At 70.4% G+C, this 13643-nt stretch carries 11 protein-coding genes; 8 read left to right on the top strand and 3 right to left on the bottom strand.

All coding sequences use genetic code 11. The annotated features are described in order from the left end of the window. Nucleotides 1-126 precede the first annotated feature (126 nt). The 3 genes from lpdA (at nt 127) to CLV30_RS19580 (ending at nt 4495) form a co-directional block, all read left to right on the top strand. A complete protein-coding gene (gene lpdA, locus CLV30_RS19570; RefSeq protein ID WP_106538923.1) occupies nt 127-1551 on the top strand; it encodes a dihydrolipoyl dehydrogenase in 1425 nt (474 codons plus the stop codon). A gap of 79 nt (nt 1552-1630) precedes the next feature. Continuing rightward, entirely contained in the window at nt 1631-3538 is a 1908-nt protein-coding gene (sucB, locus tag CLV30_RS19575; RefSeq protein WP_106538924.1) for a 2-oxoglutarate dehydrogenase, E2 component, dihydrolipoamide succinyltransferase, read from the top strand. Nucleotides 3539-3592: 54 nt separating this feature from the next. After that, nucleotides 3593-4495: a TIGR01777 family oxidoreductase gene (locus tag CLV30_RS19580; RefSeq protein ID WP_106538925.1), complete on the top strand. Its 903-nt coding sequence runs from the start codon at nt 3593-3595 to the stop codon at nt 4493-4495. A 58-nt stretch (nt 4496-4553) separates the two neighbouring features. Here CLV30_RS19580 and CLV30_RS19585 read toward each other — a convergent pair whose 3' ends face one another. Then, a complete protein-coding gene (locus CLV30_RS19585) occupies nt 4554-6512 on the bottom strand; it encodes a serine/threonine protein kinase (protein WP_106538926.1) in 1959 nt (652 codons plus the stop codon). Between the two features lie 68 nt (nt 6513-6580). Between CLV30_RS19585 and CLV30_RS19590 the strand changes: the two genes are divergently transcribed. After that, entirely contained in the window at nt 6581-7090 is a 510-nt protein-coding gene (locus CLV30_RS19590; RefSeq protein ID WP_106538927.1) for a DedA family protein, read from the top strand. 62 nt (nt 7091-7152) lie between these two features. On the opposite strand, the gene CLV30_RS19595 is transcribed toward CLV30_RS19590, so the two are convergent. Further along, nucleotides 7153-8898: a BCCT family transporter gene (locus CLV30_RS19595; protein ID WP_106538928.1), complete on the bottom strand. Its 1746-nt coding sequence runs from the start codon at nt 8896-8898 to the stop codon at nt 7153-7155. A 216-nt stretch (nt 8899-9114) separates the two neighbouring features. Between CLV30_RS19595 and CLV30_RS19600 the strand changes: the two genes are divergently transcribed. Further along, complete coding sequence (locus CLV30_RS19600) at nt 9115-9831, top strand: Type 1 glutamine amidotransferase-like domain-containing protein (RefSeq protein WP_106538929.1); 717 nt, start codon at nt 9115-9117, stop codon at nt 9829-9831. Nucleotides 9832-10139: 308 nt separating this feature from the next. Here the strand turns inward: CLV30_RS19600 and CLV30_RS19605 are convergent, their stop codons facing one another. After that, entirely contained in the window at nt 10140-11129 is a 990-nt protein-coding gene (locus CLV30_RS19605; protein WP_205741125.1) for an LLM class flavin-dependent oxidoreductase, read from the bottom strand. 82 nt (nt 11130-11211) lie between these two features. Here CLV30_RS19605 and lipB point away from each other — a divergent pair, with 82 nt between their 5' ends. The 3 genes from lipB (at nt 11212) to CLV30_RS19620 (ending at nt 13633) form a co-directional block, all read left to right on the top strand. Then, a complete protein-coding gene (lipB, locus tag CLV30_RS19610; protein ID WP_244908035.1) occupies nt 11212-11862 on the top strand; it encodes a lipoyl(octanoyl) transferase LipB in 651 nt (216 codons plus the stop codon). A 9-nt stretch (nt 11863-11871) separates the two neighbouring features. Further along, nucleotides 11872-12816 carry a lipoyl synthase gene (gene lipA, locus CLV30_RS19615; RefSeq protein WP_106538932.1) on the top strand — a complete coding sequence of 315 codons (945 nt, stop codon included), beginning with the start codon at nt 11872-11874 and terminating at the stop codon, nt 12814-12816. Between the two features lie 109 nt (nt 12817-12925). Continuing rightward, the gene (locus CLV30_RS19620; RefSeq protein WP_106538933.1) at nt 12926-13633 is read left to right on the top strand and encodes a DUF4191 domain-containing protein; all 708 of its coding nucleotides are present in this window, start codon (nt 12926-12928) and stop codon (nt 13631-13633) included. Nucleotides 13634-13643 lie beyond the last annotated feature (10 nt).

The following is a 13643-nucleotide window of genomic DNA, read 5'->3' on the forward strand; positions in this document are numbered from 1 at the left end:
GTTGCCCGCGGCCGAATACTGAATGCGAAGATGCTGTTGACACAGCAGTGGGGCCCACGTGGAGTTCGCGGGCGCCACCGCGCCTGACCTGTCGTGACGACAACGACGACTTCGAGGAGATGCATCGTGGTCGACAACGGTCCATCCAGCCCGTCCGACTCGGCTGCCGGTGACTCCGGCGCGCGGTTCGACCTGATCGTCCTCGGGGGCGGCAGCGGTGGCTACGCCGCGGCGTTCCGCGCCAGCGAGCTCGGCATGCGGGTCGCTCTCGTCGAGAAGGACAAGGTCGGCGGTACCTGCCTGCACTACGGCTGCATCCCCACCAAGGCGCTGCTGCACGCGGCCGAGGTCGCCGACAGCGCACGTGACAGTGCCCAGCTCGGCGTCAAGGCGACGTTCGAGGGCATCGACGTCGACGGCGTCAACAAGTACAAGGACGGGGTCGTCTCCCGCCTCTACAAGGGCCTGCAGGGCCTGGTCAAGGCGAACGAGGTCACCCTGATCGAGGGCGAGGGCCGCCTCGTCGGACCGAACACCGTCGAGGTCGACGGCGCCCGGTACGAGGGGCGCAACGTCGTGCTCGCCACGGGGTCGCGTTCGTCGTCGCTGCCGGGTCTCGACATCGACGGCGAGAAGGTGCTCAGCAGCTACGAGGCGCTCGCCCTCGACCGGGTCCCGTCCTCGGTGGTCGTGCTCGGCGGCGGGGTCATCGGCGTGGAGTTCGCCAGCGTGTGGCGTTCGTTCGGCGCGGACGTGACGATCGTCGAGGCGCTGCCGCGGCTCGTTCCGGCCGAGGACGAGGCGGCATCCAAGGTCGTCGAGCGCACGTTCCGCAAGCGCGGCATCACGGCCAAGACGGGGGCGCGGTTCAGCGGTGTCCAGCACACCGACGACGGCGTCTCGGTCTCGCTCGAGAACGGCGAGACCGTCGACGCCGAGATCCTCCTCGTCGCGGTGGGACGCGGCCCGGTGACGGACGGTCTCGGTCTCGAGGACGCCGGCGTCGCGGTCGACCGCGGGTTCGTCACCACCGACGAGCGGCTGCGCACCAGCGTCCCGGGCGTGTACGCCGTCGGCGACGTCGTGCACGGTCTGCAGCTGGCACACCGCGGTTTCGCGCACGGCATCTTCGTCGCCGAGGACATCGCCGGGCTGAACCCGGTCCCGATCGACGACGCGGGCATCCCGCGGGTCACGTATTGCGACCCCGAGGTCGCCTCCGTCGGCCTCACCGAGGCCCAGGCGGTCGAGCGGCTCGGCGACGACAAGGTCGAGACCTTCGAGTACAACCTCGCCGGCAACGGCAAGAGCCAGATCCTGAAGACGCAGGGGTTCGCCAAGCTCGTCCGCGAGAAGGACGGTCCGGTCCTGGGCGTACATCTCGTCGGTGCCCGCGTGGGCGAGCTGATCTCCGAGGCGCAGCTGATCTACAACTGGGAAGCGCTGCCGCACGAGGTCGCCTCGCTCATCCACCCGCACCCCACGCAGAGCGAGGCGCTGGGCGAGGCGCATCTCGCTCTCGCGGGCAAGCCGTTGCACGTCCACGGCTGAGCCCGATCGGCATAGGCTTGCGTACGGCGCGTGTGCTCCTTTCAACGCTGATGGTCCAGAGACTTCGAGAGGACTGACGATGGCAACGTCCGTCACCCTGCCCGCACTCGGCGAGAGCGTGACCGAGGGCACCGTCACCCGCTGGCTCAAACAGCCCGGCGACGAGGTCGCCGTCGACGAGCCACTGCTCGAGGTGTCCACCGACAAGGTCGACACCGAGATCCCCTCCCCCGTCGCCGGCACCCTGATCGAGGTCAAGGTCGCCGAAGACGAGACCGTCGAGGTCGGCGCCGAACTCGCCCTCGTCGGCGAGGCGGGCGAGAGCACGGGTGCGGACACCGGCCAGGGCGCGGCCGAGCAGGGCGGCGACGCCGCGGCGCAGCCTGCCGAGCCGGCGCAGGAACAGCCGGCGCAGGAACAGCCGGCGCAGGCCGCCGCCGAAGAGCCTCCGCCTCCGCAGCAGGCGCCCGAACCGGCGCCCGCTGCCCAGGCACAGCCCGCCGCGGCCGACCAGGGCGGTGCGGAAACGGGCTCCGGCACGCCCGTCACGCTTCCCGCGCTCGGCGAGAGCGTGACCGAGGGCACCGTCACCCGCTGGCTCAAACAGCCCGGCGACGAGGTCGCCGTCGACGAGCCACTGCTCGAGGTGTCCACCGACAAGGTCGACACCGAGATCCCCTCCCCCGTCGCCGGCACCCTGATCGAGGTCAAGGTCGCCGAAGACGAGACCGTCGAGGTCGGCGCCGAACTCGCCCTGGTGGGCGAAGCAGGCACACCGGCGGGCGGCGGACAGGCCGCCGCTGCGCCCGAGCAGGCTGCGCCCGAGCAGCCCACCCAGCAGCAGCCGGTCCAGCAGCCCACCCAGCAACAGGCTCCGGCAGCCGCCACCGTTCCGCCGCAGCCACCGGGCCGGGACGACGCCGCGGCCACGACCGAACAGGTCGAGGACGTCGAGCAGGAGCCCGCTCCGGCCCGGCCCGGCCCCGCGCCGAGCCCGCGGCCGGCCGCCAAGCCCGAGCCGAAGCAGCCGGCCCAGGCCCAGTCCGGCGACGGCACGCCGTACGTCACGCCGCTGGTCCGCAAGCTCGCCGCCGAACACGGCGTCGACCTGAGCACCGTCACCGGCAGCGGCATCGGCGGGCGCATCCGCAAGCAGGACGTGCAGGCTGCCGCCGAGGCGGCGAAGGCCGCTCCCGAGCCCAGCGCCGGCGCACCCGCCGGGGAGCAGCCCGCGGCCGAGCCGGCCGCCGAGCCGTCGCCGCTGCGCGGAACCACCGAGAAGCTCAGCCGGATGCGCAAGGTCATCGCCAAGCGCGTGCACGAGTCGCTGCAGCAGACGGCGCAGCTCACCACCGTGGTCGAGATCGACGTGACGTCGGTCGCCCGACTTCGCGACCGGGTCAAGGACGACTTCGCCCGGCGCGAGGGCGTCAAACTCTCGTTCCTGCCGTTCTTCGCCAAGGCGTCCATCGAGGCGCTCAAGCAGCACCCGAAGATCAACGCGTCCATCGACGTCGAGCAGGGCGAGGTCACGTACCACGACCGCGAGAACCTGGTGCTGGCCGTCGACACCGACCAGGGGCTGTTGGTCCCGGTCATCAAGGACGCCGGTGACCTCAACATCGCCGGGCTGTCGCGCCGGATCAGCGAGGTCGCCGAGAAGGCGCGGACGAACAAGCTCACGCCCGACGAGGCCACAGGCGGCACGTTCACGCTGACCAACACCGGCAGCCGCGGGGCGCTGTTCGACACCCCGATCTTCTTCCAGCCGCAGGTGGCGATCCTCGGGACCGGAAGCGTCGTGAAGCGGCCGATGGTCATCGACGACCCCAACCTGGGCGAGACCATCGCGGTGCGGCACATGGTCTACTTCGCGCTGAGTTACGACCACCGCCTGATCGACGGCGCCGACGCGGCCCGTTTCCTGGCGACGATCAGGCAACGGCTCGAGAGCGGGCGGTTCGAGGCGGACCTCGGCCTGTCCTGAACGGTGGTGGGCCCGGTTGGCCGCGTCGTCGTGCCCGGTCCTCGGTGAGGTGACGTGAAGGTCGCGATCTCCGGAGGCGGCGGGTTCGTCGGCACCGCCCTGCGCGCCTCGCTGCGGGCTGACGGGCACGACGTGCTGCGCCTGGTACGCCGCAAGCCCGCCGGCCCGCACGAGACACAGTGGGACCCGGCTCAGGGAGTGCTCGACGTCGGCGACCTTGCCGGCGTCGAGGCGGTGGTGAACCTCGCCGGTGCCGGCGTCGGCGCGCGCCGGTGGTCGCGGTCGTACAAGCGCTTGGTGCACGACAGCCGGATCCGTTCGACGGCGTTGCTCGCCTCCGGGCTCGCCCAGCTGGCCGAGCCGCCGCGGGTGCTCGTGTCGGCCTCGGGTGTCAGCCTGTACGGTCCCGACCGCGGCGACGAGGTCCTGGACGAGGAGTCCGACGCCGGCGACGGCTTCCTGGCCGGGCTCTGCCACGAATGGGAGCAGGCGGCTGCTCCGGCGCGTGCGGCCGACATCGCGATCTGCCATTCCCGCTTCGGCATCGTCATGGATCGCAGCGGCGGCGCGTTGGGACGGTTGCTGCCGTGGTACCGCCTCGGCCTGGGCGGCACGCTGGGCAACGGGCGGCAGTTCTGGAGCCCGATCTCGTTGCACGACACCGTGCGCGCGCTGCGGTTCCTGATCGAACAGCACGGATGCGTGGGCCCGTACAACCTGACCGCTCCGGAACCGCTGGTACAGGCCGAGTTCAGCCGGGTTCTCGGCCAGGCGGTGAGCCGCCCGCGCCTGCTCCCGGTTCCGGAGACAGCGCTGCGGCTCGCGGTGGGACAGTACGCCACCGAGATCGTCGGGAGCCTGAACGTGCTGCCGACGCGGCTCACCCAGGCGGGTTTCGAGTTCGACCACCCGGACGCGCGGTCCATCGTCGGGGCGGGGCTGACCGGCTTCCATTGATCATCGGCACTTTCCCGGTCATGTGACGGGAAAGTGCCGATGATCAGCGGTGGTGCGCTCAGCCGAAGCGCCAGGACGACGTCGAGCCGTTCGGGTCGGCCACGGCCACCAGCGTGGCCTCCCACGTGGTGTCCTCGGTGCCCTCGTTCTCCTGCTCGACCTCACCGTCGTCGTTGACCAGCCGGTAGTCGGGGATCCGCTGGGTGATCCGGACCGTGATCCGGCCACCGTCGCGCTCGAGAGGCTCGGCGTTGACCACTTCGAAGGCGAGGCCCTCGGTGTGCACACCGGCGTCGATGTACTCCTCGATCAGTGCGACGTCCTCGGCGAGCACCGGGTTGCTCGGGGCGTGCACCTGGCACAACAGCTCCGGATTCGTCTCTTCGAACGCCTGGGCGCGCAGCGAGTACAGACGCTGCACCTCCTGCGTCCAGTCGGTGACCTCCGGAGGCAACGTGGACGGCGCCGGCTGCGGCTCGCCGCACACGTCCGTGGACGCCGCGCTGTCCTCCGGGCTGGAGCCGGTGCCGGGGCCCGCACGCACGTCGTCGTCGAACAGGCGCATGCCGACGAGAACGGCGCCGGCGCCCAGCAGCAACACGACCAGCGCGCTGACGATCCAGACCCCGTCGGAGCGCTTCCGGCTTCCTGGCTCGCCGGAGCCGTCGTCGCCGGTATCCTTCGGCGGATCCGTCCGCCCGGTCGAGGCCGACGACTTCTCCTGCCCCGACGCCGCGGTCGTGCGGGCACCGGAGCGCCGCGACCTGCGGCGGGACTCCGACGACGACGCCGCACCGCCGGCCGCACCCGCTCCGCCGGCCGGCGGGGTCTCGCCGGCGCCCGACGTGCCCGACTGCGATGCCCCCCGGCCGGACGAGGACGCGGGGGCCGAAGCACCGGACGGCGACGCGGAAGCGCCCGCCGGCGCGCCGGAGCGAGTACCGCCTTCACCGCCACGACGGCGCCGGCCGGCCGACCGGCCCGTCGCCGGGGACTCGTCCTGCCTCGCCGCTGCGGCGGAACCGCCGGTGGCCGCAGCGCCGCCCGGGTCGGCGTCGGCCGGCCCGGGCGCCGGCGTCGTGGCGTCGCCGGATGCCGCCGTGTTCCCGGGCGCCGTGGCGTCGGGACGGGCCGGTTGCTGTCCGCTGTCGGCGCGCCGCCGCGCCCGCCGGCCCATCGACGTCGAGCGTTGCATGTATCCCGCGATGTCGTCGTCGGGCGGGGCGCTGGACACCTGGGGCAACGACCCGGTCGTGGCCTGGCTCTCCTCGAGCACCAACTCCACCGGTACCGGCTCGGCGATGGCGAAGAACGCGTTGCCGAGGTTGGCGGCGTTCGGGCGCCGCTGCGGGTTCGCGTCCAGTCCGGCGGTGAGCAGCGCCTCCGCTCCGGCCGCGACCCCGGGCAGCGCCACCTGGGCGGACGGCAGCGCACCCGTCAGCGCGATCATCGCGGCGGTGGCGAGGCCGTACACGTCGGCGGCCGAACCGGGCGGGGATCCGGCCGCCACCTCCGGCGGGATCGGCCGTGCGTGCTGCCCGACACGCAGCTGGACACCGACCTGGACCAGGCCGACACCGGCGACCATCGGCCGTCCGTCCAGGCTGAACACGATGTCGTCCAGGGTGAGGTCCCCGTGCAGGACGCCACGGCGGTGGATCTCGGTGAGCCCTTCGCACACCGGGGCGCAGGCGGTGACCACCTCGCCCGCCGGCAGCACACCACGGGCCCCGATGATGCCGGCCATGCTGCCGCCCTCGGCGGCGCCGAGCACCACCACCGGACCCGACGGCCCGGCGACCAGGTCGAGGAACGGCAGTACGTGCGGGTGGTCGATGCTGCGCAGAGTCGGTGCCGCGGCGAGCAGCCGATCCCGGACGGCGTCCGGGACGGCACCGAGCATGCGCAGCGTGACGGGCCGGCCGGTGGCGTCCTCCGTGGCCAGGAACATCGTCGACGCGTCGGAACCCAGCCGACGCGTCACGGTATAGCCCGGTGGTGCCTCGTGACCGTCCATCCGACCATCGTTTCAAACGTCGGCCCGATCCGCGCCACGGCCCGGCACACATCCCCTACGATGCCAACATGCAGGGGGTCGTGGCTGTCGCTGCTCCGGACAGCCCGTTCGGACTGCCGCTGTGGCTGGGGATCGCCACGATGTTCGCCATCGTCGTCATACGCGCCCAGGCCACGTACTGGATCGGCCGGGCAGCGGGCTCCGGATTCGCAGGTTCGCGGTGGGCACGCCGGATCGGGCGGGAGCGCATCGACCGCGCCGAACGGATCGTCGCGCGGTACGGGCCGGCGGCCGTGACGTTGTCGTTCCTGACGGTGGGCGTCCAGACCGCGGTCAATGCGATCGCCGGGACCACTCGGATGCCGTTCGGCCGCTATCTCGTCGCCATGCTCGCCGGGTCCGTCATCTGGGCGACCATCTGGACCGCCGGTGGCCTCGGCGTCGTCTGGGGCGCCCTGCTCGTCGTGTCGCAGTCGCCGGTGACCGGCGGCGCGGTACTGATACTTGTCATCGTGATCGGCGCCGCAGCTGCCCGCCGGCGCAACCGGGCCCGGGTTGGTGAGGGCGACCGGCGGTGACCGGGACGCGTGGGAAGCGACGCCTCACGCGCACCCCCGCCACCGCCGGCGGACCGACCGGGCTACGGTGTGCCGTCCAGCTCGCGGTGGCCGTCCGGACCGGCTTCGACGACGGTTGCCGACCTGGCGCCCGACGACGCGCCGTCGCCGTTCGGACTCTTCGACGTCTCGCTGCCGCTGACCCGGAGATGGAAGTCGCCGTCGTAGCGGTCGAGACCGTAGTTCACGGCCTGCTCCACCGCCTCGACCCCTCGCTCCTCGCACAGGATCAACGGGTCCGACCGTAGGTCCTTGGCCAAGGCGACGCAGATGCCGATCATGACCACCATGAACGGGGCTCCGGCAAGGATGGTCAGGTTCTCCAACCCTTTCAGCGCCGCCGCGCCACCACCCCCGATCATCAGCATGATCGCGGCGACAGAACCCATCAGGACGCCCCAGAACACCACGATCTTCTTGTTCGGTTCGATCGACCCGCGTTGCGACAACGTGCCCGTCACGATGGACGCGGCGTCGGCGCCCGACACGAAGAAGATCGCCACCAGCACCATGACGATGACACTGGTCACGGTCGTCAACGGGAAATGTTCCAGGACCGAGAAGAGTTGTTCCTCCTGCCCGGTCGGATTCTCCGCTGTCCCCGCGATGTTCTCTCCGCCGCGCTGGAGGTCGATCGCAGAACCCCCGAAGATGCAGAACCAGACGACGCTCACGGCGCTCGGCACCATCAGCACGCCGATGACGAACTGCTTGATGGTCCGCCCCCGGCTGATCCGGGCGATGAACATGCCGACGAACGGCGCCCACGACATCCACCAGGCCCAGTAGAAGATTGTCCAGCCCGAAACCCAGTCCTGCATGGCGTCGCCACCACTGGCCTCCGTTCGAGCCGCCATCTCGGCCAGGTCACTGAAGTAACCACCGATCGCGGTGGGCATCATGTTCAGGATGAAGATCGTCGGCCCGGCGACGAAAACGAAGAACGCCAGGATCGCCGCCAGCACCATGTTCGTGTTGGACAGCCACTGAATGCCCTTCTCCACGCCGGACACGGCCGAGGCGACGAAAGCGAACGTGAGCACGGCGATGACGGCGACCAGCATTCCGGTGCCGACATCGCCGATCCAGCCGACCTCTTCCAGCCCGCTGCCGATCTGCAACGCGCCGAGGCCCAGCGACGCCGCGGTTCCGAACACGGTCGCGAAGATCGCGAAGATGTCGATCGCCTTGCCCAGGCCGCCCTCGGTCCGGCGCTTGCCGAAGATCGGCGTGAAGACCGAACTGATCAATTGACTCCGGCCGCGACGGAAGGTCCCGTACGCGATCGCCAGCCCGACCACGGAGTAGATCGCCCACGGATGCAGAGTCCAGTGGAACAGCGTCGTCGCCATGGCCGTGTTCATGGCCTCGACGCTCTCGGGCTCACCAGCCCCCGGAACCGGATCGGTGGTGAAGAACGTCAGCGGTTCGTTCACGCCGAAGAACATCAGGCCGATCCCCATGCCGGCGCTGAACATCATCGCGATCCACGACGACGTCCGGAACTCCGGCTTCTCGTCGTCGGCGCCGAGCGGGATCCGCCCGTACCGCCCGAACGCGATCCACAGCGCGAAGGCGACGAAGCCGCTCGCGGTGAGGGCGAAGGCCCAGCCGAGGTTGTTCGTGACCCATTCGAGGCCACTGGCTGAGGCATCACCCAAGGATTCCGTGCCGGCGAATCCCCATATCGCGAACGCGAGGACGATCGCGCCCGCCACGCCAAAAACGATCTTGTCAGTTGGGCGCTTCTCATCCGCTTTCACGGTCACAGCGCCGCCATCGCCCGAGTCATCGAGTAAATCCGGTGTCGCATCGTCGTCTCTGTCGAGTGTCACAATGGAATCGGCGCCCCTGCGGACGCCCCTCCTCTCGAAGGCAATGGTCCGCGTGCCAACGTAAACGTCCGCGCACCACACACCAAAGCCGGACACATGCGGCGCGTCCGGGGCTGAACGCCGTCGCAGCGATCGAGCCAGGGGAAGCAGATGACGAGAACGCCGACGATCCTCGCCACCAGCGGCGGGTTCGAGCACGACGCACGTCACCAGTTGGTCCCGTCCGGGCTGGTGAAGAAGGCATTGGAGCTATCGGGCACAGCCCGGCCGAAGATGTGTTTCGTCGCCACCGCATCCGGCGATGCCACCGATGCCATCCAGCTCACCTACGCCGCGTTCGCCGGCTGGTCCGTCGACGTGTCGCATCTGGCGCTGTTTCCGATGCCCAACGTCGACGACATACGGGCTCACCTGCTGGCACAGGACGTGATCTGGGTCGGCGGCGGGTCGGTGGCCGGCCTGCTGGCGATGTGGCGGCTGCACGGCCTGGACGTCGTGCTGCGTGAGGCGTGGGAGGCCGGGGTCGTGCTCGGCGGGGTCTCCGCCGGGTCGATCTGCTGGCACGTCGGCGGCCCCACCGACTCGTTCGGCCCCGACCTGCGCCCGGTCACCGACGGCCTCGGCCTCGTGCCGTTCGGCAACGGCGTGCACTACGACGGCGAGCAGCAACGGCGCCCGCTGCTGCACCGCATGGTGGCCGACGGCACGCTGCCGCTGTCGTACGCCACCGACGACGGGGTCGGCCTGCATTACGCGGGCACCGAGCTCGTGGGCGTGTACTCGGAGGTCGAAGGGGCCCGCGGCTACGTCGTCGAGGCGGCCGGCGGCACCGTCACCGAGACACCCCTGAAGCCCGTCACCGTGTGAACCGCCGCCGTGCCGCCCAGCACAGCCGCCCGCGCGTTGTCACCTGATCGTCGTTGTGTCACCTGATCGTCGTTGTGTCACCTGATCGTTCTCGTCCGGGTGATCAGGTGACCGAAAGCGCGGCGGACGCAGCCGGCTGTCACCTGATCACTTCTCATCATGTGGACACGAAACGATCAGGTGACGAAGTCCCGCGCGACAGGGTCGGACCGTCACCTGATCAACAGCGAAGCGACGTCCAACAGCGAAGCGACATGCAACGACGAGTCGACTTCAGCACCAAAGGGACGACGTGCCGACCGTGTGAGTCACGGCGCCAGGACGGCCAGCTTCTCGTACGACCGCACCCGGTCCGCGTGCGGCGACACCGTCGTGACCACCATCAACTCGTCGGCGCCGGTACGGTCGAGCAGCGACGAGAGCTCGCGGCGCACGGTGTCCGGTCCGCCCACCACCTGTCCGCCCAGGAACGGTTCCATCGCGGCCAGGTCGGCGTCGCTGAACTCGTACGCGGCCGCCTGCTCCGGCGTCGGCAACGGGCCCGGCGAGCCGCTGCGCACCCGAAGCATGGACAGCTGTCCGGGCTTCGCGAGCCAGGCGGCGTGCTCGTCGTCGTCCGCGAGCACGACGCTGACCGCGACCATCGCGTACGGCTTCTCGAGCGTCTCGGACGGCTGGAACGACGATCGGTACAGCTGCACCGCGGGCTCCGTGTTCGCCGAGCTGAAGTGGTGAGCGAACGAGAACGGCAGCCCGAGCGCCGCCGCGGCCTGTGCGCTGTAGCCGCTGGAACCGAGCAGCCAGATCGGCGGCGCCAGACCGGCGCCCGGTGTCGCCGTGATCCGCCCGTACGGATGACCGTCGGGCCACACACCGGAGAAGAACGCCCGCAGCTCGGCGAGCTGTTGCGGGAACTCCTCGGCCGAGAGGCCTTCAGCCGAGCGACGCAGCGCGCGTGCCGTCACCGAGTCGGTGCCGGGGGCACGGCCGATGCCGAGGTCGATCCGGCCCGGGTGCAGCGCCTCGAGCGTCCCGAACTGCTCGGCGACGACCAACGGGACGTGGTTCGGCAGCATGACTCCGCCCGAGCCCACCCGCATGCCGCTGGTGGCGGCGGCGACCGCGCCGATCAGCACCGCAGGCGCCGAACTGGCGATGCCGGGCATGCTGTGGTGCTCGGCGACCCAGTACCGGCGGTAGCCGAGCGCGTCGACGTGCCGGGCCAGGTCGAGGGTCTGCGACAGGGCTCGTGCCGGCGCCGACCCCTGGACGACGGGAGCGAGGTCGAGCACGGACAACGGTACCGATCCGAAAGTGGCCACGATGGTCGCCAACGACGGCGATGGCTCTGTGCTTCCCGTGCGGCGTAATCTCTGGGATGTGGCCGAACTCCGGGTGATCCGACACGAGGGACTTGTTCCGTACGAGACCGCGTGGGAAGAGCAGCGACGCCTGCACGCTGCCCGCGTGGCCGGCGAGATCGACGACACGGTGGTGCTGCTCGAGCACGAGCCGGTCTACACGGCCGGTAAACGCACCAAACCGTCGGACCGGCCGTTGCCCGGCTCCGGAGCGCCGGTCGTCGACGTCGACCGTGGCGGCGAGATCACCTGGCACGGCCCGGGCCAGATCGTGGGATATCCGATCCTCGCGCTTCCCGAGCGGGTGGACGTCATCGGCTACGTGCGCCGGGTCGAGCAGCTGATGATCGACGTGTGCGCCGAGCTGGGCGTCGACGGCGTCCGAGTGGACGGACGAAGCGGCGTGTGGATCCCCGCCGACGGACGCGGACCGGAGCGCAAGATCGGCGCCGTCGGGCTCCGCGTCGCCCAGGGGGTCAGCATGCACGGCTTCGCGCTGAACTGTAACTGTGACCTGACCTGGTACGACCGCATCGTGCCGTGCGGCATCTCGGACGCGGCGACCACGTCGCTCGCCCGCGAGGCCGGGCGCGACGTCACCGTCGCCGAGGTGCTGCCGCATGTCGAACGTCACCTCGACGATGTGCTCGCGCTGCAGCCGCACGCGTAGGGTGTTGATGTGACTGTCGCACCGGAGGGACGTCGGCTGCTGCGGCTCGAAGTGCGCAACAGCGAGACGCCGATCGAGAGAAAGCCGTCCTGGATCAAGACCAAGGCGACCATGGGTCCGCAGTACCGGGAGCTGCAGTCGCTGGTCAAACGTGAAGGTCTGCACACGGTCTGTCAGGAGGCCGGCTGTCCCAACATCTTCGAGTGTTGGGAGGACCGCGAGGCGACGTTCCTCATCGGTGGCGACCACTGCACCAGGCGGTGTGACTTCTGCCTGATCGACACCGGCAAGCCGGACGACCTCGACCTCGACGAACCGCGCAGGGTTGCCGAGTCGGTCCAGGCCATGGAGCTGCGCTACGCCACCGTCACCGGTGTGACCCGTGACGACCTGCCCGACGAGGGCGCCTGGCTGTACGCCGAGACCGTCCGCCAGATCCACGAGCTGAACCCGTCGACCGGTGTGGAGATCCTCACACCGGACTTCTCCGGCAAGGCCGACCTGCTGCAGCAGGTCTTCGACGCCGAGCCGCAGGTCTTCGCGCACAACGTCGAGACCGTGCCCCGCATCTTCCGGCGGATCCGCCCGGCGTTCACCTACGAACAGTCGCTGGACGTCATCTCGATGGGCCGCGCGGCCGGCATGGTCACCAAGTCGAACCTCATCCTGGGCATGGGCGAGACCCGCGAGGAGATCTCCGAGGCGCTGCGTGACCTGCACGGGGCCGGGTGCGATCTGATCACCATCACCCAGTACCTGCGGCCGTCGGTGCGCCACCACCCGATCGAGCGGTGGGTCAAGCCCGAGGAGTTCGTGGAGCTGAGCACCGAGGCCGAGGAGATCGGCTTCGCCGGCGTCATGTCCGGGCCGTTGGTGCGTTCGTCGTACCGCGCCGGACGGCTGTACCGCCAGGCGCTCGAGGCACGTCAGGGGCAGCCGGCCACGGCCACCTGACGGCGACCGCCGACGGTGATCGTCACCGTTCCGATCCGCTTCTGGCGGGCCGGTGCATCGACGGTCACCGGATTGCCTCGCGCCGGGCCGGACGAAGTACCCTTCTGGCATGGCGCGTAACGACGGACAGCAGGACTCCGCGGAGAAGAAGGGCCGCCTCGCCCAGGTCAAGCAGACCTACCAGATGGCGAAGCGGTCCGACCGCTGGATCGGCTGGATCAGCCTGGGCTACATGCTCGGCGTCCTCGCCGTGGCGGCCGGTGTCGGTCTCCTGCTGCAGCCCATCTGGCTCTGGCTGATCATCGGTCTGCCGATGGCGATGCTCGTCGGTGCCATCATCTTCGGGCGGCGAGCCGAGCGGGCCGCGTACTCGCAGATCGAGGGCCAGCCCGGCGCGGCGGCAGCCGCCCTGAACACGCTGCGCAAGGGGTGGGACGTCTCCCCGATGATCGGCGCCAACCGGTACCAGGACGTCGTTCACCGTGCCGTCGGCCGCCCCGGCATCGTGCTCATCGGCGAAGGTGAGGTGCCCAACCGCGTCGGGAACCTGCTCGCCCAAGAGAAGAAGCGCCACGCCCGCGTCGCGCCCGAGACCCCCGTGGTCGAGATCCTCGTCGGCCGTGGCGAGGGGCAGGTGCCCCTCCCCCGGCTCACGCGTAAGCTGAACAAGCTGCCCAAGAACATCCGCCCGGCCGAGGTCACCGAGCTGCGTCAGCGGCTCCGCGCGCTCGGCACCCAGCCGGTGGGGATCCCGAAGGGACCGTTGCCGAAGGGCGCCAAGCTGCCCAAGGGCGGCGGGCCGATGCCTGGGCGCTGACTCAGTCGGT

Source organism: Haloactinopolyspora alba (assembly GCF_003014555.1).
Classification (GTDB): domain Bacteria; phylum Actinomycetota; class Actinomycetes; order Jiangellales; family Jiangellaceae; genus Haloactinopolyspora; species Haloactinopolyspora alba.

Coding starts and splice junctions, on each gene's coding strand:
- sucB (WP_106538924.1), top strand. CDS start 1,631: ATGGCAACGTCCGTCACCCTGCCCGCACTCGGCGAGAGCGTGACCGAG.
- CLV30_RS19585 (WP_106538926.1), bottom strand. CDS start 6,512: ATGGACGGTCACGAGGCACCACCGGGCTATACCGTGACGCGTCGGCTG.
- CLV30_RS19590 (WP_106538927.1), top strand. CDS start 6,581: ATGCAGGGGGTCGTGGCTGTCGCTGCTCCGGACAGCCCGTTCGGACTG.
- CLV30_RS19600 (WP_106538929.1), top strand. CDS start 9,115: ATGACGAGAACGCCGACGATCCTCGCCACCAGCGGCGGGTTCGAGCAC.
- CLV30_RS19620 (WP_106538933.1), top strand. CDS start 12,926: ATGGCGCGTAACGACGGACAGCAGGACTCCGCGGAGAAGAAGGGCCGC.